Genomic DNA, 23,719 nt, shown 5'->3' on the forward strand with positions numbered 1-23,719 from the left:
ATGACGATCAAACGCTGGGGAAGCATCGCCGCCGCACTCGCACTGGGAGTCACCGGGGCCGGGCTTGCTGCCACCCAGGCCTGGGCCAGCAACTCGAGCAGCAACCGCTGTATCTCGGTGTTCGTGGAGTACGTGACGCAGGGCGACGGCAGCAAGTACGTGTCCTGGGCCGAGTCACGCAACATCTGCGGCGCGTTCGCGGGGCACTTCCAGACGGCCGGTGTCAACGGGGCGGATACCAACCCGATTCAGACCCAGCGGGTGTACTTCAATCGCGTACTCCCCCGCGGCAGCTGCGTCCAGGGCATTGCCTGGAAGAACAACGGCGGCGGCCAGTGGAGCGATGTCGGTAACACCTGCACCGTGATCGCCTGATCTGCGGAGCCCGGCGCCGGTGGTTGCCGGCGCCGGGCTCGGCTAGCGCGTGAGCCCGAACCAGGGCTCCTTGGCCAACTCCATCTGCAGCACCTCGCGATCGCCATCCGCCGCGACCAGCGCGGTGAGCTGCTGAGCACGCGCAAGTTCCACCCGAGCCTCCGCAAGCGCTCCAGTACCGGCGAGTGCCCGCGCGAGAGCTTCGCGCGCGAAGGGCTCATCCCAGTCGGACATCTGCTCGGGATGGCTCTGGATCAGTTGCAGGCAACGGCGCGCGTGTCCCAGGGCCAGCTCGGCACGACCGATCCGTACGGCGACCCGCGCGATCAGGTGCTCACCGCGTGCATGGTTCGCCTCGTTGCCGGCTTCGAGCCAATGCAGGCAGGCGGCATAAGCGCCGTACAGGAGGCGTTCCTGGTCGAGCAGCGGACTGGTTTCGTCGATCTGGTCGAGCAGGTCCCACGTCTCGTTGTTGAGCTCCACCCCGAAGTACCGGTGCAACTCACGACCCTCGACCAACTCGGTGGCGACCTTCTCCATCAGCTCACCCCAACTGGGAGCGCCGTACTCCCTAGCCACCGTCAGCTGTGCATCCCGCAACGTGAAGCTCACTGAATCGACGTACGCCGGATGGTGCGTCCGAGCACGCTCAACCGCATCCGGCCGGCCCTTGCTCACGGCCTTCCGCAGGTCCTTCGCCCGCGCACGCAACTGACTCAAACTCGCCTTCGCAGGCAGCGACATGGTCGACATGAAAATCCTCCAGGACAACCCGCTCCGCTGACTCAGGCCGTCCCGAAGGGTGCACCGGCCATCACAAGTTCGCCGTACTCCCAGGTGCACTCAGTGCTTGCCGCGAAGAAGAGGCGCCCTGGCGCGCGCTGCGCCAACCGTGACACGCACCCGGCAGCACCGTCAACCGCGCCCGATCCCCTGACGGCCGCCACAGATGATCCGCCCCACACATCCCGGGGGTGCGCACCCTCCGCGGGGGGCCTTGAACAAGTTATTCCTTGTTCACAGCCCCCATTGCCTGTCCACACCCCCCACTACTGCACGCAGGGCGCGAGGCAGGTGGATGGGGTTGGTCCAGGCTCGGGCGCTGGTGGCGTCTTCGATGGTGATGCGGCAGTGGGTGCCGGCGAACAGGGCGAGGGGGAGCGTGCACTCGGTGAGGTCGGTGCCTTGGCGGACCTCGGCGCCGGGGTGGCCGCCGCTCAGGAGGATCTTCGTCGCGGGTGAGCAGCGGACGGTGATGGCGTCGCCTTCGACCTGTACGTCGTACAGCTCGGGGCCAGTGGTGGAGTAGAAGTGGCCGGCGATCAGTGCAGCCAGTAGTGCGTCCGGATCGAGGGACTCGCTGCGCACGTGGACCCAGGCGGCGCAGGGTGGCGGGTCTTGGGGTTGGAGGTGGGCGTCGTCGGCCGCGTACGTCGTGAGACGGTGGCCGCGGTTCAGCAAGACGTCGGTCAGGTGCCAGCTGTCGCCGCGGTTCTCGCGGTCGGCGAGGGCGTTGTAGACCTCCACCGAGTGGGCCGCGTCCAGACTCTCGGCGTCGACGGCGGTCAGGAGTGAGGCTGCTGGGTGGGCCATGCCGATGAAGGCCCCGGTGGCGCGGGCTCGGCGGGCCAGCTCGGGGCCGGTTTCGGTGGCGCTGGGTGGTGGGAAGTCGAGGGGTAGACCCGTGGCGATGATGTGCCACCGCTGCCCGGCTTCCGTGCGGGGTGCGTGCAGCTCGGCGCCGATCAGCGTCGTGAAACCGTCGGACCGGAGGTCGCGGGTGTCCGTGATCGGGTAGTCGTACTCCGGGCGGAAGTGGTCGGTGATCGCGACGAAGTCGTAGCCGGCGTCGCGGTAGATGCGCGCGGTCTCGGCCGGGGAGAAGGCTCCGTCGGAGCGGTTCGAATGCGTGTGCAGGTTGCCCCGCCAGAACTGTCCAGGCAGGTCGAACGGCGTCATCGACGCTGGGCGCGGGCTGAGGCGTAGAGGCAGATGGCGGCGGCGGTGGCGAGGTTGAGGGACTCGGCGCGGCCGTAGATGGGGACCTTGACGGAGTGGTCGACGAAGGCGTCGAAGCCGTCGGGGAGACCGTGGGCCTCGTTGCCGAAGAGCCAGACGGTGGGCTTGGCGAGGGTGCCGTCGTCGATGCAGGTGTCGAGGTCGGTGGTGCCGTAGCCGTCGGCGGCGAGGACCTGGAGGCCTTGGGCGCGCCAGGCGGTGGCGGCGGCGGGGAGGTCGGCGTCGATGGTGATCGGCAGGTGGAAGATGCTGCCGACGCTGGCCCGGACGGCCTTCGGGTTGTGCGGGTCGACGGACTCTGTCGACAGTACGACGGCATCCGCGCCGGCGGCGTCCGCCGTACGGATGAGGGTGCCGACGTTGCCGGGATCCCTTACCTGGAAGCCCGCAGCCACCAGGCGGGCCGTCGGGAGGACCGCTTGCTCCAGCGAGACGTCGACGAGTGAGCAGACCGCGACGACACCTTGGGAGGTGACGGTCTCACTGAGTGCTTCGACGCCGGCCCGGTCGACGTCGTACCAGGGCACGTCGGCCGCGGCGGCGAGGTCGCGGAGATCGCGATGGCGAGCGGCGACGGTGGGTTCGGCGTACACCTCGAGGACGAGTTCGCGATGCTCGAGGGCTTCGCGAACGGCCTGCGGGCCTTCGGCCAGGAAGCGGCCGGTTTTGCGGCGGAACGCACGAGTGGCGAGCCGCCGGGCCTGCTTGATCCGCACGGACTGTGCGGTCAGCAGACCAGGGGTCGCCACTCGATTGCTACGGCTGGAGACGGTAATACTCAGGCCGAGGCGGCGGGCGCGTTGACGTCGGCCGGCAGGGCGGCCTTGGCCAGCTGCACGATCGCGGAGAACGCGGCCGGGTCGTTGACGGCGAGGTCGGCGAGGATCTTGCGGTCCACGTCGATCTCGGCCAGGTGCAGACCCTGGATGAAACGGTTGTACGTCAGGTCCTCGGCGCGGACCGCAGCGTTGATGCGCTGGATCCACAGCTTGCGGAAGTCGCCCTTGCGCGCCTTGCGGTCACGGTAGGCGTAGACGAGCGAGTGGGTGACCTGCTCCTTGGCCTTGCGGTACAGCCGCGAGCGCTGGCCGCGGTAGCCGCTGGCCTGCTCGAGTACGACCCGGCGCTTCTTGTGGGCGTTGACTGCCCGCTTCACGCGTGCCATGAGGTGTTACTCCTTGGTTCTGCGCCGCGACCGGGCTGGGCCGGTACGGCGGATGTTCGGGGGAAGGGCCACGAGGCCCCGCGAGGCGGGAGCCTCAGATGCCGAGAAGCTTCTTGGCCTTCTTGGCGAACGACGGCGCGACCTCGACCGTGCCGCTCAGCCGGCGCTTGCGCTTCGACGACTTCGCCTCGGCGAGGTGGCGGACACCGGTCTGCTCGCGGCGCAGCTTGCCCGAGCCCGTGACGCGGACGCGCTTCTTCATCCCCGAGTGGGTCTTCATCTTCGGCATGGCTAATGAACTCCTGAATTGTTCTTTCGTTGACTCGAACTCGGTGTGTGGTGCTCCGGCAGCGCACCGCGGCCGGAGCGCTCCGTCACTCCGGGTCGAGGTTGTCTGCCGGACCCTTCGGCTTCTTCGTGGCGCCGGCGGCTACCTCGGCCTCGTGTGCCCGAACCTGCTCGGCGCGCTCGACGCGCTCCGCCTCCAGCTCGGCCTCACGCTCGGCCACCTTCTTCGCCTTCTCGGCATCCACGTCCACGCGCGCTTCGGACTTCTTCTTGTGAGGCCCGAGAACCATGATCATGTTCCGGCCGTCCTGGCGGGCGTTCGACTCCACGAAGCCGAGCTCGCTGACGTCCTCGGCCAGCCGCTGCAGGAGCCGGAAGCCGAGCTCCGGGCGCGACTGCTCGCGACCACGGAACATGATGGTGATCTTCACCTTGTCACCGGCACGCAGGAACCGGACGACGTGACCCTTCTTGGTCTCGTAGTCGTGCGGGTCGATCTTCGGCCGCAGCTTCATCTCTTTGATGACGGTGTTGGTCTGGTTCCGGCGGGACTCGCGCGCCTTCTGCGCGGTCTCGTACTTGTACTTGCCGAAATCCATCAGCTTGCAGACCGGCGGGCGTGCCGTGGCCGCAACCTCGACCAGGTCGAGATCGGCTTCCTGTGCCAACCGCAGTGCGTCTTCGATCCGGACGATGCCTACCTGCTCACCGTTCGGTCCGACCAGTCGCACCTCGGGAACGCGGATGCGCTCGTTGACGCGCAGTTCAATGGTGATGGGTCCTCCTGGGTTGTTCTGATTCCGGTACCACCTCTTCGCCGCTCGAGGTCTCCTCGAGAAACGACGAAGGCCTCCGTGCGACTAACACACGAAGGCCCAATTCCCTGATCAACCGCTCACCAACCGCAAACACCTGCTGGTACGCCGTACGATCGCCGAAACCGGGGTTTCGGCGTGACCGGGACCCGCCGACTGTTCATCGACTGGGTGGGAGGTGGCCCTCCGCTTGGATCCAACCACCGGAGCTCCGTGAGTATTCCACCCATGGGGCACCGCCGGACCGGATCGGTCGCTATGTAACAGTAACACCATGACCGACGACATCTCCACTCCGCAACCTGCAACAGCCTCCCGCGACATCGCGGAGGTCCCTAGCGTGGAGATCATTTCGACGGCCGCCCTGCACCTGCTGAGCGCCGCCGCCGTCAACCTCGGCCTGGCCGAGGACCTGCCCGAGCACAAGGACCTCGACGAGGCCCGTTCGCTGATCGACGCCCTGGCCGGCCTGCTCGACGCCGCCGCTCCGTCGCTGGGTCACCACCACGCCGCTCCGCTCCGCGACGGCCTGCGTTCCCTGCAGCTCGCCTTCAAGGAAGCCTCCAGCATCCCGGACGAGCCCGGGGCCGGCCCCGGTGAGAAGTACACCGGCGCCGTCTACCCCTCCCCCGCCGCCCGCTGACCCATCCCATCCCCCGCCGCCCCAGCCATCACTGGTGGCAGGAGACATCAAACGATGGCCGGAGACCTGTGGCATGAGGTCTCCGGCCATCAATTCCTGTCTCACGCCACAACTGATGGCGTGGGGCCAGTGGGGTTAGGCGCGGGTGGCGAGACCGGTGCGCAGGAGGAGAGTGACCAACTCCAACGCACCGGCCTCAGGGAGGTCGAGGGATCGGGCCGTCCAGGGGTTTGAGGAGTCGGCGGCGAGGAGATCGGCGACTACTCGGGCGGGGGCGTCCTCGAACTCGACCATGGAGTCGCCGAGGTGGACACGGAGCCCGCCGGCGGCCGTCCAGTCCACACCGGCGGCCGATTCGGCGACCGTACGGACCTGCGTGTCCAGGGTCGGCGCAGGCAGGAAGTTGTCCATCGGGTGCCGGGCGGACTCCAGTGAGAACCGCCGATAGGTGTCAGCCAGCTCGGAATTGTCGGCCGGCTGCTCTGAGAGCGCACTGAAGTGCTCGGTCAGCAGCTTGGTGGTCGTGGCCAGCGCCTCGGCACGCAGCTCGGCAGAGCGACCGAAGCCCCACGGGAGCTCCGCCCGGAAGGCACGCTCCGAGCCGAGCGCCCGGATCAGTTCACCAGCAAGCCAGTACGGCGTCAGCGTGGGAAACGAGAAGCTGACATGCAGCGAGTGGTCGTCAGTGGCGAACCCGTTGTGGATCCAGCCGCGTGGAATCCACAAGCTGTCACCGGGCTGCAGAGTGACCTCAAGGAACGGCGTACCGGTGCGGAGGCGGTCCCACTCGGCCTCGGTCACCTTGGAGCCGTCCCAAGGCTGGTGCTCCAGCGGGTCGTTGTAGACCGGCGCATGCAGCTGCCAGGTCTTGCTGCCGACCGTCTGGACGATCAGCACGGAGTGGGTGTCGTAGTGGTGCGCGAAGCCCTGGCTACCGGACGGAGTGAGGTACGCGTTCGCACTGATCGGCAGTCCGGTCTCGTGGCTGAGCCGACGGCACAGATCGCCGATCGGCTTCCACGTGCGGTGCAGTGACTCGAGCACCGTGGTCGCACCGGCACCGATGTACGCCGACACCTTCGTCGTCCGCACCACATCCGCAAAGCCGGGCTGGATCGGCTGGCCTGCCCACGTGTACGCCGCAGGTGCGACCCGCTGACCGTCCTTGACCATGCTCACCATCTGGCGCTGCAACGAGCCGTGGTCGATCAGCTCACCGACTGCGTCGAGACCGAAGTCCAACGTCGAGGTACCGCGCCAGGCGACCGCCTCGGTCGGCGGGTGGTCCAGAAAGTCGGAAGCATCAGGAATCAGACTGGACAGAGCTTCAGTACGCATGACGGGTCTCCTCACACCACGAGCGGACGGGATGCCACCGGTTCAGGTGACAGTTGGACCCGGACCGGCCGGGCCAGAGTGAACAGGACGGCACCTGCCAGCAGTGCGGCCATCACGCCGTACGCCGGTCCTGGGCCGTGGTACTGCATGAGCCAGCCCATGACGAGGGTGCTGACCGGGTAGAACAGCGAGCCGACGAGCGTCATGGTGCTCTGGGCCCGCGCCATCATCGAGTCGTCGATGACGTCGTAGACCTGGGCAGTCATCGCGATGATCAGCACCGGTGCGGTCGCGCCCAGCAGCGCCAGCGCGCCAACCACGACAGGCATCGACGGTACGACGGCCACTGCCGTGACTGCCCCGGCCACCACCAGACCGCCAACCACTACAGCCCGGAACGCACCTGTCGCCACGAGCTTTGGTGCGACGAGTGATCCGAGCAATGCGCCCGCAGCGACGACCGCGGACATCGCACCGATCACCTCGGCCGGTGTCTTGAGGCTGACCAGCATCGGCACCATGCCGAAGAACGCTGCGGCGGTGGCGAAGTTCAGTACGGCGGACCAGATCGTGAGAGTGCGCAGGAAGGGCTGGGTGAACACGTAGCGCAGACCGGACCACATGTCTGTGGTGAGCCGTTCCTGGGACGCATGGCGACCACCCAGACCAGCGGAGATCTTGAACACCAGATAGGTGCAGAGCACGAACGTGACCGCGTTGATCGCGAACGGGATCCAGTGCGCGACGGCGTACAGCCCGCCCCCGACCGCGGGACCTAGCAGACTGGCGGCGTACGAGCGAGATTCGTTGAGGGACACGGCTTTGGTGATGTCGTCCGGTCGGACCAGATGGCGCAGTGCGGCGGCCAGCGACGGGTTGTAGATCGAACTGACCAGTCCGTCGACCACTCCGACGATCACGAGCGGCCAGACCGACGTAACGCCTCCGAACACCGCTACTGCCAACACTGCCCACAGGACTGCGCGGATGAGGTCGACCAGGATCATGACCCGCCGCCGGTCCCAGCGGTCGGCTAAGGCACCGGCTGGGAGCCGCGCCACGTTCAGCACGATCAGTCGGACCGTGAGCAACGCACCGGCCCACAAGGCCGACCCGGTCAGGTCGAGCACCAGCAGCGGGATGCACACGTCACTGACGCGCGCACCCAGCGCCGTCAGCGCCTGTCCCCACCAGAACCGGCTGAAGTCCCGGTTGTCACGCAACAACGCGGTCCGCCCATTCATGCCGCAACCAAGTTCCGCCACTGCGCAGCGATCACAGCGGCGGTTCGCACCGGAGCCGGCATCGCCTTGCTGGGCTCGAACTCACCACTCCACAGCGTCAGTACTTCGGTGTCTTCCGGCGACACCACGACGACGTCCTGCTCGCGGAGTGAGCGGACTGCCTGCTGCGTGGTGCGCGCCTGCCACATCCGCGGGTTCATGTGCGGGAACACGATGCGTGGTGCCGGAGTGGCCAGCATCGCGGTCAGTGCGGGCGACGACGCCAGTCCGAGCGCAGCCGAGACGAGGAAGTTCGCAGAGCACGGAGCCACCACGAAAAGCCTTGCCCGGTTAGCGAAAGCGACCGGGTTGACCACAGGTCCGTGCGGCTCGATCACCTCGTCGGCGATCAATGCGACCGCCGACGGCTGCACGAAGGTCAGTGACGAGTGCGTGAGCATCACGGACAGCGGTCCGCTCACCTCACGACGCCAGTGCGCCAGGTGTGACGGCAGATCCAGTGCAGCACTCGCACCGGTGCACACGACGGCCAAGCGATCACCCGGCATGGCTCAACACCCCCGCCGGCCGCGCAAACCGTACGTCGAGCGTGTCCCCACCGTTCTGCAACCGGTGCAGCGTCATTGCGACACCGGCACTACCGGAGGCAACGTCGCAGCTCTGCCGCATCAGGCCGTCACCAGGGAAGCCAGTCCCGGACTCGTCCACACAACGGAGTGCGGTGATCTGCTCGACCAGTCGGCCGATCGTCACGTCCAGAGCGGCCGCATCATCCGGCAACGCCGCCTTGGCTTCGAGCAGGAACTCGATCAGTCCGCTCATGCCGGCGAAGTACCCCGGGTTGACGGTGAACGGCATCCCCACACCCCGCACGATCGACCAGAGCGGATCGACCAGCGTCTCGTCCCCAGTCAGTCGCAGGTGATGCGCTACTGCCAGACCAACGCCCGAGCCCCCACGAACGACGTACGGCTCGAAGGGTGAGCTGCCGGTGTAGGCGCCGAAGCCGATGCCACCGTTGAACCGCGGCCGTCCCTGCGCGAGGTCGAAGCCAAGCGCACGCCGTCCCATCTTCACCAGGAACGAGTCGTCCGTAGCGACGCCCAGCTCAGTCAGGTACGTCGCCACACCCGCCGAACCGTGGAGCAGTCCGAGCGGATGCGGATCCGCCTGCTGCCACCACAAGCCGGTGCCGTCATCAGATGCACGGTCAATCAGCCGGTCCGCGATCGCCCGGGCGTGGTCGAGATGCTCCGACGAGCCGGTCAGCCGGTGCGCGTAAAGCTGCGCCACGCCGACACCTGCGAGCCCAGTCGCCAGACCGCCGCGCTTGTCACCACTCAGCGCCTCGGTTGTCGCACCGGCGAGCAGACCGCGGTCGTCCAGACCAAGCTCCAGCAGTGCGAGCCCAATACCCGCCCGACCGACGTACAGGCCCATCGGTAGTGGGCGGTTCTCGTCGAGCCGCGCCAACAGCCAGTCCGTGCACTCTGCGTCTACTGGTCCATCCAGTAGGTGCAGTGCACGCAGTACGCCGGCCGCGCCGTACGCGAGCGAGAGCGTGTTGCTCTGGAACTGCTCCGGATGGCCGGGGAACAACCTGTCCCGCCGCTCCGGAGTCGCCGCGTTCCGCAAACCCCGAACCACCTCCGCCAAAACGCCAACGTCCGAAGAACCGGAGGGCGTCGTCGGCGTGTTTTCGGACGCTACGGGGAGGTCGAGGCGCTCCTGCAGGCCGTTGAGCGGGACGTCGAGCTGACGGGCGGTGACCGCAAGGGCCCGGCTGAACACCTCAGGGCGGAAGGCGAGCAGGGCGTTGCGGGGCATCACCGTGGCAGCTTCGATCGCGTCGACGCCGTACGCGACGTACGCCGCGTCACTCCCCCAGGCGGCCGTTCCCGGCTCGGGGGCGAAACCACTGGTGCGTGGGTACTGCGCAGGGTCCGATCCGACCGGTCGGCAGGCCTCGAAGTCGACCAGCCGTACGACGTCGTCATCGTCGATCATGATGTTCGTGAGCGACACGTCGGAGTAGACGATGCCGCGCTCCAGACAGGTGGACAGTGCGGTCCGGATCTGCTCCAGAATCGCCTGTGCACGCGCTGGGTATGTCGGGTCCGGCTTGCCGACAGCAAACGGGTGATTGCGGGACAGCCAGACCTGCATGGTGATACCGGGCACCTTGGACTGCACCAGGAACGTGTGCTCCCACACCGTCACCAGCTCTACGCCGTCTGGCGCGATGCCGGTGCCGTCGAGTTGCTTGAGGTAGTCGTACTCCCGCCACAACCGGTCCGGCGCGTCTGACCCGTCCGGCGCGAATGCGGTGTGCGGACGCGCCTCCTTCAGCACGTACTCCGCCCCGTCCGGTCCAGTCGCCAGATAGACCCCGCCAGCCGGTGAGTGCCGCAGTACCGACTTGATCTTGTAACGCTTGAGCAGACCGGTCGGGTCAGCGTCTTCTGCCTCAGCCGGTACGGCGAACGGGTCGTCCGCGACCCAGGACGGCAGGGTGAAGGTGGGCGTGCGTGAGTCGTTCCACGGCTTACCGTCCGGGCCGGTGACCACGCTGATCGGGTAGCCGTCGTCGTCGACGCCCGGGGGCTTGCGGAAGGTGCCGTAGCGGTACTGCACCACGTCGCTGCCCGGGTACCGGCGGTCGGTCAGAATGTGTGAGCCCTGCAGGTCGCCGAGCCGGGCGCTGAGGCGGTCGGCCAGCTCACGGGCGTGCTCCTCGGACAGCGGGTAGACAGTCACCGCCTTGCCAGCGCCGCCACGCGACCACCAGCGCGCCACCTGGGCCAGTCCGAGCTCCGGGGAGCGGATGACCTTGAAGCTGAACGAGTCGACCAGGTACTCGTCGATCACGGCGTGCATGAGCGTGGCCAGGTCGTCCGGCCGTGCCGAGAGGTGCAGCTTCCAGCCGTACTCCGGCAGCTCGGTGAGCGGCCGGTCCAGGCAACGGGCCCAGATGCCGACGCCGTCGAGCACGGCGGCCTTCTCGCCGACCCGCTCGCGCAGGAGCTCCAGGAACGCGCCCGGTTCGGAAGACCGCTCGACGCGGTCGTAGTACTGCGGGTCACTGATCGTGTAGGCCCGGAACGAGTCGATCATCGGCACTGCTCCCCTTCGGTAGACAGACGAAGGGGGGCCTGGGCCGACTCGGCACAGGCCCCCTGGATCGCGAAGGTCAGCAGTTGTAGCTGACGCCCGAGCCGTCGGTGTGCAGCACCGGGCTGGTGGTGTTCTCCTCGGACAGGATCTGCAGGTCGAGAACCTCAGCCATGATTTTCTCCTTCGGTCAGGAACCGTCTCCGGCTCCTTGGGGGCGGTAGGCCGGTCGGCCTTCCCGATAGCCAGAAGTCAACCGCTTCTCGCCGGCCCCCACATGGGTCGCGACCACCCATATTCCCGAGCCCCCTGGGTACGCCCCCACCGGCTGTGGAATATGGGTAACGCGAACCTATTTACGGCCAATCGATGCTCAGGTACTGCGTCTCCTGGTACTCGCGGAGGCCGTCGCGAGCGCCTTCGCGGCCCAGCCCGCTCTGCTTGACGCCGCCGAACGGCGCGGACGGATCGCTGACCAGACCGCGGTTCACGCCGACCATGCCGACATCAAGCGCTTCGCTGATCCGGATCGCCCGGCCGAGCTCACCGGCGTACACGTAACCGGCCAGTCCGTACTCCGATTCGTTGACCCGGGCAACGAGTTCGTCGTCGTCGGACCAGGTGGCGATCGAGGCCACCGGCCCGAAGATCTCCTCGGTGAACAACGTCGAATCGTCGGGCACGTCCCGCAGGACCGTCGGCGGATAGAAGTGACCAGCAGCAGCCGGTACGGCGGCCTGGTGCGTAACGCGGGCGCCGGCCGCGACCGCTTCGTCGACGACCGAGGTGACCCGCTGGACCGCGGCGGCCGAGATCAGCGGCCCGATCTGCGCACCCTGCGAAGAGGGGCCAACAGCAAGCTTCTCCACCTCCCGCCCGAACAGCTCGGTGAACCGATCGGCCACGGCCGCATGAACGTAGAACCGGTTGGCCGCCGTACAGGCCTGGCCGCCGTTGCGGAACTTCGCGATCATCGCGCCCGCGACCGCCTGTTCCAGGTCAGCGTCCTCGGTGACCACGAACGGCGCGTTGCCGCCGAGCTCCATCGCGGTCACCACGACCCGGTCGGCCGCCTGCCGCAGCAGCGTCTTGCCGACCGCGGTCGACCCGGTGAACGAGATCACCCGCACTCGAGAATCCGCCAGCCAGGTGGACACAACACCGGCAGCGTCGGTGGTCGTGACGACATTCAGCACGCCAGACGGTGCGCCGGCTTCCGTGAGCAGCTCAGCGATCGCCAGCGCGGTCAAGGGCGTCTCGGCCGCGGGCTTGAGCACCGCCGTACAGCCTGCGGCCAGTGCCGGGGCGATCTTGCGGGTGGCCATCGCGGCCGGGAAGTTCCACGGGGTCACGAGGGCCGCGACACCGATCGGTTTGGCGGTGACGATCGTCCGGACGCCACCGGCCGGAGCCGAGCCGTAGTCACCACCCGGGCGGACCGCCTCCTCGGCGTACCAACGGAAGAACTCGGCCGCGTAGCCGACCTCAGCCAAAGCGTCCGCCTCGGATTTGCCGTTCTCCAGGCTGATGAGTTCGGCCAGCCTGGAGCGGTCACGCAGCATCAGTTCGAAGGTCTTGTGCAGGATCTCGGACCGCTTGCGAGGCGGCGTCTTTCGCCAGCCGGAGAAGGCGTTTGCGGCCGCATCAACAGCGGCGGCCGCGTCAACCGGCGTACCGTCGGGGACCTCGCCGACGACGGTCAGGTCGGCCGGGTTGAGAACCTTGATCACGAGACCTCCCGCAGCGACGCGACGACGATCTCGAGGGCCTCGACCAGCAGCTCGTCGCTGATCGTCAACGGCGGCAGGAAGCGCAGCACGTTGCCGTAGGTGCCGCACGTCAGCACGATGATTCCTTGCTGATGGCAAGCAGTCGCGACCGCTTTCGCCAGCTCCGGCGCCGGTTCCGTCGTACCGGCCTGAACCAGCTCGACGGCGATCATCGCGCCCCGGCCGCGGATGTCTCCGATCCGGTCGTCCTCCTTCTGGGCCAGCTCGAGCCGCGGCTTGATCACCTGCTCGATCTGCCGCGCACGCTCGACGAGCCCGTCTGCCTCGATCGTCTCGATCGCCGCCAGCGCGGCCGCACACGCCAGCGGGTTGCCGCCGTACGTGCCGCCGAGGCCGCCGACCTGCGGCGCGTCCATGATCTCGGCCCGGCCGGTCACCGCCGACAGCGGCAGACCGCCCGCGATCCCCTTCGCGGTCGCGACCAGGTCCGGTACGACGCCCTCGTGGTTGCTGGCGAAGAAGTCGCCGGTCCGCGCGAACCCGCTCTGTACCTCATCGGCCACGAAGACAGCGCCGTTGGCCTTGCACCACTCGGCCAGTGCCGGGAGGAACCCGGGAGCCGGCTCGACAAAGCCGCCCTCACCCTGGATCGGCTCGATCACCACGGCCGCGACTTCGGTCCCACCGACCTGCTTCTCGATGATGTCGAGCGCGCGGGCCGCGGCGGTTGCGCCGTCGAGCCCACCGTCGCGGTACGGGTACGAGACCGGCGCGCGGTAGACCTCAGCCGCGAACGGACCGAAACCGCGCTTGTACGGCTGGTTCTTGGCGGTCATCGCCAGGGTCAGGTTGGTCCGGCCGTGGTAGGCGTGGTCGAAGACGACGACGGCCTGCCGACCGGTGTAGGCGCGGGCGATCTTGACCGCGTTCTCGACCGCTTCGGCGCCGGAGTTGAACAGCGCGGTGCGCTTCTCGTGGTCGCCCGGGGTGAGCCGGTTGAGCGCCTCGGCGACAGCGACATAGCCCTCGTACGGCGTGATCATGAAGCAGGTATGGGTGAACGCGTCCACCTGCGCCTTGACCGCCTCGACCACGCGCGGCGCCCGCGCCCCGACCGTGGTGACCGCGATCCCGGACCCGAGATCGATCAGCTGGTTGCCGTCGGCATCGACCACGACCCCGCCATCGGCGGCGACCGCGAACACCGGCAGCGTGGTGCCTACCCCGGCCGCCACCGCGGCTTGTTTGCGCGCCATCAGCTCGGCCGAGATCGGCCCTGGAATCGCTGTCTTCAGAATGCGTCGCTGTTCGATCGTCATCCTTCCAGTCTTCGGCGGCGGCCCTATGCTGTCCAATACTTGTTCTGCACGATCTGCATGCCTGGGAGTTCTACATGGAGCTGCGTACGCTGCGGTACTTCGTGCAGACCGTCGACGCCGGCACGGTCACCGCGGCGGCCGACCGTTTACACATCACCCAGCCCGGCCTGTCCCGACAGCTTCGCCAGCTTGAACAGGAGCTGGGCGTCGAGCTCTTCCACCGCACCGGCGGCCGCCTGACGCCCACCCGAGCCGGCCAGGCGCTGCTCCCCCTCGCGCAGGAGGTGCTCGAGCGGGCCGACGCACTCCGGGTCGCCGCGACCTACCAGGCGCAGGGCCGCCTCGACCGGATCACCATCGGCGCACCCCTGACAACGCTGCGGGACGTGGTCGCACCGTTCATCGCAACGCTCGACGCTGACGACCCGACGCCCGAGGTATTCCAGGCCGACGGTCAGACCGCCGCCGAGGTGCTGGGACGCGGCGCCGACCTGGCCATGACCAGTACACCGGCCAGAGCGCCGTACGAGACAAAGACGCTCGCTGTGCTCCCCGTGTGGGCCTGCGTGCCCAGCAACCACCGATGGGCCCATCGCAAACGCATCCAGCTGACCGAACTGACCGACGTACCGCTGATCCTCCCGCCGCCGGCCTTCACCTCACGCATCTCTCTAGAGGCCGCGCTCCGGCGAGACGGTCTCTCGTACGGCGCCGCCGTGGAAGCCGCCGATGGCACAGTGGCCCAAGCACTCGCAGCCGCCGGCCGCGGGGTCGCCGTCGTCTCCGACGACCCCCAATTCGACCTGCGCCCCCTACCCATCCGCACCACCGACGGCGACCTGTCCGTCCGTCTCATCACCGCTTGGGACTCCCGCCACCCCGCCCGAGCCGCCCTAGCAGCCATAGCCGACCGCCTCAGCCAGTTCGTCACCACGCGGTACGGCTAGCCACGCGAGCGCCCCGCCTTGCCCTCCTGCACCTCTAAGGTCGGCAAGGAACAACCAGTCGGGCAGTACGAAGGGGTGGAAAATGACGGGAAGATTCGTTGCGGCAGTGGTCACTGCTGGGCTGTTGGTGACGGCCTGCGGGGGTGGCAACGATGCGCCGGGCGGAGATGTCCAGGCCGGGCAGGGAACAGCGACAGTCGCGCCCAGCTCGCAGCCATCAAGCCCGACGGCGACCCCTACGGCGACCACGTCGGCCAAGCCGACGGGTGGGGTCGCCGTGACGGAGGTCGGCTTCGGGAAGTCCGGTGAGTTCGTGACCGCGGTCGCGGTGATCCACAACGGCACCGACCAGATCTCGTCGCTGCAGGTCAGCTTCGCGGCGTACGACGCGGCCGGGGAAGTGCTCGGCCAGCAAGAGACCTCCGCACCGATAGCCCGGTCCAACGCGACTGTCGCAACCACTGTGCCGATCGAGATCAAGTCGGGCACGGTCGCCAAGGTGACCGCCGAGGTGACCATCCTGGACAAGCAGAAGGACGAGCACCCGTCGTCGGCGTTCATTGCCTCCGGCATCCGCTACCGGCCGGGGGACTCCAACTCCTCGGTGACCGGGAAGATCGCCAGCCACTACACCCAGGACGTCAAGGACGCCTACGTGGCGGCGGTCTGCCGGGACGCGAAGGGCCGGATCGTCGCGGGCGGCGAGGACTACTACAACGTCAAGGGCGGCGGCTCCACCGCGGTTGAGGTACCGGTCTCCGGCGCCGCCGCGAAGTCCTGCGAGCTCTACCCGACGCTCGGAGGCGCCAGCTCAACCAGCTAGGCGTACCGACGGGCTGGTAATAGGTCATCTCTCCAGCCACCCCGCCCGCGTGCGACAAGCGGCAGGAAGACTCGGAGAGCGACCACTACCAGCTCTTCGGTACGGCGCCAGCCATCGCGCCCCGACCCGCCGTACAAAGCACAACGTCCGAAAACACGCCGACCACGCCCTCAGTTCCTTCGGACGTTAGCGGTTGACATCAGCCTCACGCCCTCACCAGCCGGCATTGGGGCTAGCCCTTGACCGCGCCCTCTTCGACTCCCTTGAAGAAGAAGCGCTGGCAGACGGCGAAGACGATCACGATCGGGATGAAGGCGATCATGGTGCCGGCTGCGATCAGGCGGGGGTTGTTGCTGAAGGTGCCCGAGAGGTACTGCAGGCCGACGGTCAGGGTGTACTTGTCGGGGTCGGTGAGCACGATCAGCGGCCAGAGGAAGTCGTCCCAGGCGCCGATGAACGCGAAGATCGCGACCACGCTGATGGTGCCGCGCACTGACGGCAGGCCGATGAAGATGAACCGCTGCCAGGCGTTGGCACCGTCCACGATCGCGGCTTGGTCGACCTCGATCGGCAGGGAACGGAACGCGTTGTACATCAGCAGGACGTTCAGCGCGCCGATCATGCCGGGCAGGGCGACACCGAAGAGCGTGTTCGCCAGGCCGAACTCCCGCACTGTCACGTACTGCGAAATGATCGTGACCTCACCCGGCAGCACCAGCGTCGCCAGGAACAGGCCGAGCACCAGCTTGCGGCCCTTGAACTGCAACCGCGAGATCGCGAACCCGGCCAGGGACGCGCCGATGATGTTGCCGCCGACAACCAGTACGGCGACCACGAGTGAGTTCCGCGCGTAGTCCCAGACCGGGATCGTGTCGGCCACGGCCTTGTAGTGATCGAATGTGGGTTGGGACGGCAGCAGCCGCGGGATCCGGGTGTAGATGTCTTCGCCGGAACCCTTCAGCGACGTCGACAACTGCCAGAGGAACGGCCCGATCGTGATCAGCAGCACGAAGACGAGCAGGATGTACCTGGCCACCTTCTCCCGCGGCGACACGGTGTTGAACCCGAAAGCCCCGCTCCGCCCGCGCTTCTTCGCCGTACCGGGCTGGTCAGGAAGCGCAATGGGCCGCGCCGGGTCGGTCACTGTACTCATGCCTCAGCTCCTTGGCGGTTGAGACGGGCCAGGACCAGCATCGGTACGACAGTGACGAAGAACAGCACGATCGACAGGGCCGAGGCGTAGCCGAGGTTGCCCTCGAAACCCTGGCTGTACTGCTGGATCAGCATCACGACCGAGTTGTCGCGGCCACCGGGACCACCCTTGCCGCCGCTGAGGATGAACAGCTCGGAGAACACCCGCAACGCCGACACCGAGATCAGGATCGAGATCAGGATCATCGTGCCCCGCACGCCGGGGATCGTGATGTGGATGAACCGCCGGATCGGGCTGGCGCCGTCGACCGCCGCGGCCTCGTGCAGCTCACGGCCGACGTTCCCGAGGGCGGCCAGGTAGATGATCATGTAGTACCCGAGCCCCTTCCAGATCGTCAGACTGATTGCACTGAGCAACAACAGCCACTGGTCGGACAGGAACGGCAGCGGTCCGGAGATCACGCCGAGCTTCTCGGCCAGCCCGTTGACCAGACCGCGGTCGTCCAGGATCCACTGCCAGATCAGCGCGACGACGACCGCCGACGCGACGACAGGCGTGTAGAACGCGGTCCGGAAGAACGTGATCCCGGGCAGCTTCTTCTCCACCAGTACGGCGAGCAGCAGCGGGAAGATGGTCAGGAACGGCAGGCAGACCACCATGTAGATGACGCTGTTCAGCAACGCCCAGCGCAGCTGCTCGTCGTGCAGCAGGGTCTCGAAGTTCTTCAGGCCGACGAACGTGCCACCGCCGAGCGGCTTGGCGTTGGTGAACGACAGGATCACCGTGTTGATCGACGGCCAGAGGTTGAAGACCAGCAACCACGTGAGTGCTGGAATCACCAGCACCCACGGGGTGAACCAACGCTGATAGCGCATTACTGGGTGAGCAGCTGGTCGGCCTTGGCGACGGCGGCGTCGAGGGCCTGCTGTGAGGAGATCTTGCCGGAGATCGCGAGCGAGATCTGCTGGCCGATGAAGTCGTTGGTGGCACCGCTGATGATCGCCGGCGTCAGCGACTTCGCCTTGGCCAGCGACTCGAACGCGAGCACCTTCGCGTCGGACTCCGGCGTACCGTCGCTCTTGGAGAAGTACGGGTCGGAGGCCGAGGCCTTGGTGGACGGGAAGATGTTCACGATCTTCGCGAACGCGGCCTGGTTCTCGGCGTTGGTGACGAAGCGGGCCAGCGCGATCGCGGCCGCCTGGTTCTTGGTCTTGGCCGAGACCGACAGCCCCTGCACGTACAGCGGCGGGGTGTCGAGCGCGGGCGACGGGACGACCTTGCCCTTCAGCGACGGGTTGTCCTTGGTGAAGTCCGCGATCGCGTTGCCGCCACCGGTGGTCCAGGCGACCTTGCCCTGGGTGAAGAGCTTGGAGTTGCCCAGGTACTCCTGGGTCAGGATGTCGCGCGGCAGGTAGCCGGCCCTGTAGGCGTCGCGGTACTTGTCCAGCAGCGCGGCGGCCTCAGGGGTGTTGAAGGTGAACTTCTTGCCGTCGTCGGAGATGATCTTGACGCCCGCGTTGGTCAGGTCACCGATGCCGGGCAGCCGGCTCATCAGGTATTCCTTGCCACCGGTCTTGTCGTGCATGACCTTGGCGGCCGCGAGCAGCTCGTCGAAGGTCTTCGGCGGGTTCTTGGCGTCCAGACCGGCCGCGGCGAACTTGTCCGCGTTCCAGTAGTCGATGTCGGTGTTCAGGTACCACGGGTAACCGAACGTGCCGTTCAGGCCCTGGTACTGATACGCCTGGACGCCGCCCTCGACGTACTCGTCCTTGATCTTCGGGTCGGCCGCGGCGACGTCGAGCAGCAGGTTCTGCTTGGCCAGCGGCAGCGCGAAGTCCGGCGGCAGGTTGACCACGTCGGGCAGGTCGCCGGCCGAGGCCTGGCTCAGCACCTTCTTGTCGTAACCATCACCAGGCTGGTCCAGCCAGGTCACCTTGGTGCCCGGGTACTTCGCCTCGAAGGCCTTGATCACACCTTCGACGTACGACGTGAACTTCGGCTTCAGGGCCCAGGTCTGCAGGGAGACCGCGCCGGTCACCTGGGCATCCGCGCCGACGGTCGGCTTGGCGCCGCCGTCGCCGGAATCGCCGGACGAGCCGAGGCCGCAGCCGGCCAGGGTGAGTGCCGAGGCGGCGACCAGCGCCACCAGCGCCGAGCGGCGTCTACGCATGGGGATTCTCCAGGGTTTGATAAACCGGTATAGCTCCCGAACTATTCACATCGTAGAATCCGCTGTCAAGAGTGTGAGGGGAGGTGCCGGATGGCCAGACCGACGATTGCGGACATCGCGCAGCGAGCGGGCGTGTCCAAGGGTGCGGTGTCGTTCGCGCTGAACGGGCGGCCGGGGGTCAGCGAGGCGACGCGGGAGCGGATCCTGCGGATCGCCGAGCAGATGGCGTGGCGGCCGCACAGCGCCGCGCGGGCGCTGGGTGCCTCGCGGGTCGACTCGGTCGGGATGGTGATCGCCCGCCCGGCGCGCACGCTCGGGGTCGAGCCGTTCTTCGCGCACCTGCTGTCCGGAGTGCAGTCGGGGCTGTCCGCTGAGTCGATCTCGTTGCAACTGCTGATCGTCGAGGACACCGAGGCCGAGGTCGAGGTGTACAAACGCTGGTCGTCCGAACACCGCGTGGACGGCGTGATCCTGGTCGACCTGACCGTGCGCGACCCCCGGATCGACGCCTTGAAGGCGCTCGAACTGCCGGCCGTGGTGATCGGCGGTCGCGGCGGCAAGGGCGCGCTCGCCTCCGTCTGGGCCGACGACCGGGACGCGATGCTGACCATCGTCGAGTACCTCGCCGCGCTCGGCCACCGCCGGATCGCCCACGTCGCCGGTACGCCGATCTTCCAGCACACGCAGCGACGAATCCGAGCGGTGCGTGATGCCGCACCGCGACTCGGGCTGATCGACGCGCCGTCCCTGACCACCGACTTCAGTGACGCCGAGGGCGCCGCGACCACCCGCCGGCTGCTCGCCCAGGCGGATCGCCCGACCGCGATCGTCTACGACAGCGACGTGATGGCGGTCGCCGGGCTCGGGGTCGCGATGGAGATGGGCGTCTCGGTCCCCGGTGACCTGTCGATCGTGGCCTTCGACGACTCGATCCTGACCCAACTGATGCACCCGGCACTGACCGCGATGTCCCGCGACACCTTCGACTTCGGCCGCCAGGCCGCCGAGGTCCTGCTCTCGGTCATCGCCGACCCCGGCACGATGATCAACCGCCGCACCGCCGACCCCGTCCTCACCGTCCGCGAGTCCACCGCCCCGCCCGCGTGACCCGCCGCCTTCCCCTCCCTCCCCCGTCGCTCCCGCCCTCCCGATCCACGCCCATTTGAGTGGCTAGGCACCCAAATGGGGGGTTCTGCACTCTCAACCACGGTGCGGAACCCCCAACGAGAGTGGCCAGCCAGCCAAAGCGAGGCGCGGTTGCCGGTGAGGCCTAAACCGTTTTAGCATCTCGGCATGGCCTCGGATCTCCGCTTCGGCGCGAACTACGTTCCTTCGAGCGGCTGGTTCTACAGCTGGCTCGATTACGACGGTGACGCCGTCCGGCGGGACTTCGCGGATCTGGCCGGACTGGGCCTCGACCACGTCCGGGTCTTCCCGGTCTGGCCGTGGATCCAGCCGAACCGGGCCATTCTGCGTGAGCGGGCGATCGAGGATCTGCTGGACACAGTGGATGCCGCCGCGGAGCATGGGCTGTCGGTCGCCGTCGACCTGATCCAGGGTCACCTGTCCAGCTTCGACTTCCTGCCGTCGTGGGTCCTGACCTGGCACAAGACGAGCCTGTTCGAGGACACCACGATCCGGGACGGACTGACGGCGTACGTCGACACTGTGGCGCGGGCGGTCGCGGAGAAGCCGAACCTGTTCGCGATCACGCTCGGGAACGAGGTCAACAACCTCTGGCCGGACAGCCCGACCACGCCCGGGGCGTCGACCGCTTGGGCCTCCGAGCTACTCGACACCGTGCGAAAGGCGGCGCCCGACGTACTGGCGCTGCATTCGGTGTTCGACGACGCTTGGTACAAGACTGATCATCCGTTCCTGCCGACCGACGCCGCGGATCTCGGCGATCTCAGTACGGTCCACTCCTGGGTGTTCAACGGGGTCTCCCGAGTGGACGGGCCGATGGGTCCGGCGACGCTCAGCCATGCCGACTACCTGGTCGAGCTCGCGGCTGCGACGTCGCTGGATCCGTCTCGGCCGGTGTGGTTGCAGGAGGTCGGCGTACCGGGACCGGATATCCCCGTCGACCTGCAGGCCGAGTTCACGCGGCGGACGGTTGAGCACGTGCTGCCGAACCCAGCCCTGTACGGCGTGACGTGGTGGTCGTCGCATGACATCGACCGGCGGCTGCTGGACTTCCCGGACCGCGAATACGACCTGGGCCTGTTCACTGTCGACCACGAGCGCAAGCCGGCCGCTCAGGCGCTGGCCGACGTCATCGCGTCGGTGCGGACCAACGGCGTACCGGCTCGGCCTGCTGTCACCACGCTGACCGCTCCGGTCAACCTGCGCACGTCACCTGAGCACCGCCCAGAAGTTGCCCCCGGCAGCGACTTCCACCTCCAATGGGTCGCCGCCCGCGCACAGGGCCCCGTCCGCATCACCCTCCCCTGACCCGTAGCGTCCGAAAAAGCGGAGACCCGCCCTCCGATCGTTCGGACGTTACCGGGGCGGCGGACGTAACGTCCGAAGAACCGGAGACCCGCCCTCCGATCGTTCGGACGTTAGCGATTTATCAGGGCTTCGATGCCGTCCAGGGTGCGGGCTAGGCCGAATTCGAGGTCGTCGTCCAGGCCGTCTTCATACTCCTGGTTGGTATAGAGGGCGACCAGCATCGGGTAGTTGCCTTCGATGAGTCTGGGGACCAGGAAGGCGCCCACCTGTTCGGCCTGGACCGGTACGTCGTCGTTCGCGCCGAGCTGGCGAGCCAGGTTGGCGTAGTTGCGGGCGAAGCCGTCGAGCAGCATCAGGCAGCCGAGCGCGTCATGCTGACTCAGCTTCGTCTCGGCGAACGCCTGCAGCATCACCTCGACCCAGCGCAGCACGTTCGGCGTGATGGGCGCGCCACGGATCGGCACGTCGAGCAGCCACGGGCGGTCGGCGTACCGGGCGACCAGCGCGTACACCCAGGCGGTCGCGGCGTTGCGCCAGCCGGTGGGTAGCTCCGGCGGGGCGCCGAGCGCCTTGTCGTGGACGAGCACGATCAGCTCGTCCTTGGAGCGCACGTAGCGGTACATCGCGTTCGTGGTGACGCCGAGCTGCGCCGCGATCTTCTGCAGCGAGACCGCCTCGAACCCGGCCGTGTCGCCGAACTCGATCCCGGTCGCGACGATCTGCTCGATCGACAGCCCCGGTTTCGGCCCGCGCCGCTGCACGGGCTGGACGCCCCACGCCAGCGCCAGACCGGGTGGCAGCTCTGCACTCATGCCCCCATCTTCGCGCACTTCCTCCACCGGCAGAGGGGGCCTATGTCCACCTCCGAGAGACAACCTCGCCCCCTGGGACGGAGAACTGTTCAATCCCTACGCTGTTTCACAGACGAACTCCTCCTCCTGGAAAGCGTGGGTACCCCTGATGACCACCGTTCTCGATCCGCTGTTGCTCCCCGACCAGGTCGCCCTCACCGAGGCCGACCGCCGCTCTGCCACCACCAAATTGGACAACGCCGTACGGCGTGGCGCCCTGACCCCGCCCGAGGCCACTGACCGTCAGTCGCTGCTCCTGTACGCCCAGAACCGCGGTGACCTCCGGCAGGTCCTGGCTGGAGTGGCGGATGCGACTCCGCCGCGAGGGCTGACTGTGGCGCTGCGGGCCTTCACCGGAATCTGGCTGGTCGCCTGCGTCGTGCAGTTCGTGGTCTGGGCGGCCCTGGCCGTGTTCGGCCACTTCGACGGGCCCTGGTGGCTCTGGTCCGACCTCGGACTCGGCATGGTCGTCGGCATCCTCTGGTGGACGCACGAGTCCTACCACCGGGTCAGCCGGTGAACGCGCCGGTTCAGCTCACCGACGTCCGCAAGGTCTACGGCACCGGCCCCGGCGCGGTGACCGCGCTGGGTGGTGTCACCTACGGATTCGCGGAGGGCTCCTTCACTGCGGTGATGGGGCCGTCCGGGTCCGGCAAGAGCACGCTGCTGCACTGTGCGGCCGGTCTGGACTCGCCGTCGTCCGGTTCGGTCCACCTGGCCGGACGGCCGCTGGCTGGGCTCGATGAGACCCGGCTAACCGAGCTGCGACGTGAGCATGTCGCCTTCGTGTTCCAGTCCTTCAACCTGATGCCTGCGCTGACCGTGCGCCAGAACGTCGTACTGCCCCTCACTCTGGCCGGGAAGTCCCCGGACGAGGCGTGGGTGAGCTCGGTGATCTCCCGCGTCGGTCTGGCCGAACGAGTCGGCCACCGCCCGAGTGAGCTGTCGGGCGGTCAGCAGCAGCGGGTGGCCATCGCCCGGGCGCTGGCTGGGCGTGCGGCCATCACCTTCGCCGACGAACCAACCGGTGCGCTGGACACCGTGACCGCAGTGGAGGTCCTGGCGCTCCTGCGGGACCAGTCACGAGCACTCGGCCAAACCATCGTCATGGTCACCCACGACCCGGTCGCCGCGTCGTACGCCGACCGCGTCGTCTTCCTGGTCGACGGCCACATCGTCTCCGAGTCCGACCGCCCCACCGCGGAGTCCGTCGCCGCCGAACTCGCCCACCTCAGCCTCTCCCGCGCTACGCCCTGACCCCTCGGAGAACCGAT

General features: G+C 67.7%; 24 protein-coding genes. 8 read left to right on the forward strand and 16 right to left on the reverse strand.

Annotated features, from left to right (window positions below):
* Positions 1 to 375 carry a hypothetical protein gene (locus ACFVWG_RS31540; protein ID WP_391547095.1) on the forward strand — a complete coding sequence of 125 codons (375 nt, stop codon included), beginning with the start codon at positions 1 to 3 and terminating at the stop codon, positions 373 to 375.
* Positions 376 to 417: 42 nt separating this feature from the next.
* Here ACFVWG_RS31540 and ACFVWG_RS31545 read toward each other — a convergent pair whose 3' ends face one another.
* From ACFVWG_RS31545 to infC, 6 genes are all read right to left on the reverse strand, one after another.
* Complete coding sequence (locus tag ACFVWG_RS31545) at positions 418 to 1,119, reverse strand: hypothetical protein (RefSeq protein ID WP_391547096.1); 702 nt, start codon at positions 1,117 to 1,119, stop codon at positions 418 to 420.
* Positions 1,120 to 1,392: 273 nt separating this feature from the next.
* Positions 1,393 to 2,334 carry a CehA/McbA family metallohydrolase gene (locus tag ACFVWG_RS31550; protein ID WP_391547097.1) on the reverse strand — a complete coding sequence of 314 codons (942 nt, stop codon included), beginning with the start codon at positions 2,332 to 2,334 and terminating at the stop codon, positions 1,393 to 1,395.
* A complete protein-coding gene (locus ACFVWG_RS31555; RefSeq protein ID WP_391547098.1) occupies positions 2,331 to 3,143 on the reverse strand; it encodes a TrmH family RNA methyltransferase in 813 nt (270 codons plus the stop codon). Before ACFVWG_RS31555 ends, ACFVWG_RS31550 begins: the two co-directional genes overlap by 4 nt.
* A 29-nt stretch (positions 3,144 to 3,172) precedes the next feature.
* Positions 3,173 to 3,559 carry a 50S ribosomal protein L20 gene (gene rplT / locus ACFVWG_RS31560; RefSeq protein WP_391547099.1) on the reverse strand — a complete coding sequence of 129 codons (387 nt, stop codon included), beginning with the start codon at positions 3,557 to 3,559 and terminating at the stop codon, positions 3,173 to 3,175.
* 94 nt (positions 3,560 to 3,653) lie between these two features.
* Complete coding sequence (gene rpmI / locus ACFVWG_RS31565) at positions 3,654 to 3,848, reverse strand: 50S ribosomal protein L35 (RefSeq protein ID WP_132169842.1); 195 nt, start codon at positions 3,846 to 3,848, stop codon at positions 3,654 to 3,656.
* Positions 3,849 to 3,933: 85 nt separating this feature from the next.
* The gene (gene infC, locus ACFVWG_RS31570; protein WP_391547100.1) at positions 3,934 to 4,578 is read right to left on the reverse strand and encodes a translation initiation factor IF-3; all 645 of its coding nucleotides are present in this window, start codon (positions 4,576 to 4,578) and stop codon (positions 3,934 to 3,936) included.
* 358 nt (positions 4,579 to 4,936) lie between these two features.
* Here infC and ACFVWG_RS31575 point away from each other — a divergent pair, with 358 nt between their 5' ends.
* Complete coding sequence (locus tag ACFVWG_RS31575) at positions 4,937 to 5,305, forward strand: DUF1844 domain-containing protein (protein ID WP_391547101.1); 369 nt, start codon at positions 4,937 to 4,939, stop codon at positions 5,303 to 5,305.
* 135 nt (positions 5,306 to 5,440) lie between these two features.
* On the opposite strand, the gene ACFVWG_RS31580 is transcribed toward ACFVWG_RS31575, so the two are convergent.
* The 6 genes from ACFVWG_RS31580 to gabT all read right to left on the reverse strand — a co-directional run bounded on the left by ACFVWG_RS31580 (position 5,441) and on the right by gabT (position 14,047).
* Positions 5,441 to 6,643: a JmjC domain-containing protein gene (locus ACFVWG_RS31580; protein ID WP_391547102.1), complete on the reverse strand. Its 1,203-nt coding sequence runs from the start codon at positions 6,641 to 6,643 to the stop codon at positions 5,441 to 5,443.
* Positions 6,644 to 6,654: 11 nt separating this feature from the next.
* Positions 6,655 to 7,887: an MFS transporter gene (locus tag ACFVWG_RS31585; RefSeq protein WP_391547103.1), complete on the reverse strand. Its 1,233-nt coding sequence runs from the start codon at positions 7,885 to 7,887 to the stop codon at positions 6,655 to 6,657.
* Positions 7,884 to 8,435, reverse strand: a complete 552-nt coding sequence (locus ACFVWG_RS31590) for a flavoprotein (RefSeq protein WP_391547104.1) — start codon at positions 8,433 to 8,435, stop codon at positions 7,884 to 7,886. The genes ACFVWG_RS31585 and ACFVWG_RS31590 overlap by 4 nt, the downstream gene beginning before the upstream one ends.
* Positions 8,425 to 11,001 (reverse strand): class III lanthionine synthetase LanKC, encoded by a 2,577-nt coding sequence (gene lanKC, locus ACFVWG_RS31595; RefSeq protein ID WP_391547105.1) that lies wholly within the window; start codon positions 10,999 to 11,001, stop codon positions 8,425 to 8,427. Before lanKC ends, ACFVWG_RS31590 begins: the two co-directional genes overlap by 11 nt.
* A gap of 353 nt (positions 11,002 to 11,354) precedes the next feature.
* Positions 11,355 to 12,728 carry an NAD-dependent succinate-semialdehyde dehydrogenase gene (locus tag ACFVWG_RS31600; protein ID WP_391547106.1) on the reverse strand — a complete coding sequence of 458 codons (1,374 nt, stop codon included), beginning with the start codon at positions 12,726 to 12,728 and terminating at the stop codon, positions 11,355 to 11,357.
* Entirely contained in the window at positions 12,725 to 14,047 is a 1,323-nt protein-coding gene (gabT, locus tag ACFVWG_RS31605) for a 4-aminobutyrate--2-oxoglutarate transaminase (protein ID WP_391547107.1), read from the reverse strand. Before gabT ends, ACFVWG_RS31600 begins: the two co-directional genes overlap by 4 nt.
* A 74-nt stretch (positions 14,048 to 14,121) precedes the next feature.
* Between gabT and ACFVWG_RS31610 the strand changes: the two genes are divergently transcribed.
* The gene (locus ACFVWG_RS31610; RefSeq protein ID WP_391547108.1) at positions 14,122 to 14,994 is read left to right on the forward strand and encodes a LysR family transcriptional regulator; all 873 of its coding nucleotides are present in this window, start codon (positions 14,122 to 14,124) and stop codon (positions 14,992 to 14,994) included.
* 82 nt (positions 14,995 to 15,076) lie between these two features.
* The gene (locus ACFVWG_RS31615; RefSeq protein WP_391547109.1) at positions 15,077 to 15,817 is read left to right on the forward strand and encodes a hypothetical protein; all 741 of its coding nucleotides are present in this window, start codon (positions 15,077 to 15,079) and stop codon (positions 15,815 to 15,817) included.
* A gap of 232 nt (positions 15,818 to 16,049) precedes the next feature.
* Here ACFVWG_RS31615 and ACFVWG_RS31620 read toward each other — a convergent pair whose 3' ends face one another.
* From ACFVWG_RS31620 to ACFVWG_RS31630, 3 genes are read right to left on the reverse strand one after another with little or no spacing between them, the layout of a single operon-like run.
* A complete protein-coding gene (locus ACFVWG_RS31620; RefSeq protein WP_391547110.1) occupies positions 16,050 to 16,970 on the reverse strand; it encodes a carbohydrate ABC transporter permease in 921 nt (306 codons plus the stop codon).
* On the reverse strand, positions 16,967 to 17,845 hold the full coding sequence (locus ACFVWG_RS31625) for a carbohydrate ABC transporter permease (RefSeq protein WP_391547111.1): 879 nt from the start codon (positions 17,843 to 17,845) through the stop codon (positions 16,967 to 16,969). The genes ACFVWG_RS31620 and ACFVWG_RS31625 overlap by 4 nt, the downstream gene beginning before the upstream one ends.
* Positions 17,845 to 19,140 (reverse strand): ABC transporter substrate-binding protein, encoded by a 1,296-nt coding sequence (locus ACFVWG_RS31630; protein WP_391547112.1) that lies wholly within the window; start codon positions 19,138 to 19,140, stop codon positions 17,845 to 17,847. Before ACFVWG_RS31630 ends, ACFVWG_RS31625 begins: the two co-directional genes overlap by 1 nt.
* 90 nt (positions 19,141 to 19,230) lie before the next feature.
* Here ACFVWG_RS31630 and ACFVWG_RS31635 point away from each other — a divergent pair, with 90 nt between their 5' ends.
* Complete coding sequence (locus ACFVWG_RS31635; RefSeq protein WP_391547113.1) at positions 19,231 to 20,247, forward strand: LacI family DNA-binding transcriptional regulator; 1,017 nt, start codon at positions 19,231 to 19,233, stop codon at positions 20,245 to 20,247.
* A 186-nt stretch (positions 20,248 to 20,433) separates the two neighbouring features.
* A complete protein-coding gene (locus ACFVWG_RS31640) occupies positions 20,434 to 21,594 on the forward strand; it encodes a glycosyl hydrolase (protein ID WP_391547114.1) in 1,161 nt (386 codons plus the stop codon).
* 110 nt (positions 21,595 to 21,704) lie between these two features.
* Here the strand turns inward: ACFVWG_RS31640 and ACFVWG_RS31645 are convergent, their stop codons facing one another.
* Complete coding sequence (locus ACFVWG_RS31645) at positions 21,705 to 22,406, reverse strand: TetR/AcrR family transcriptional regulator (RefSeq protein ID WP_391547115.1); 702 nt, start codon at positions 22,404 to 22,406, stop codon at positions 21,705 to 21,707.
* A 148-nt stretch (positions 22,407 to 22,554) separates the two neighbouring features.
* On the opposite strand from ACFVWG_RS31645, the gene ACFVWG_RS31650 reads away from it, so the two are divergent.
* A complete protein-coding gene (locus tag ACFVWG_RS31650) occupies positions 22,555 to 22,965 on the forward strand; it encodes a DUF1707 domain-containing protein (protein ID WP_391547116.1) in 411 nt (136 codons plus the stop codon).
* Positions 22,962 to 23,702: an ABC transporter ATP-binding protein gene (locus ACFVWG_RS31655; protein WP_391547117.1), complete on the forward strand. Its 741-nt coding sequence runs from the start codon at positions 22,962 to 22,964 to the stop codon at positions 23,700 to 23,702. Before ACFVWG_RS31650 ends, ACFVWG_RS31655 begins: the two co-directional genes overlap by 4 nt.
* The last annotated feature ends 17 nt before the right edge of the window (positions 23,703 to 23,719 follow it).

Source organism: Kribbella sp. NPDC058245 (genome assembly GCF_042882005.1).
Lineage (GTDB): Bacteria > Actinomycetota > Actinomycetes > Propionibacteriales > Kribbellaceae > Kribbella.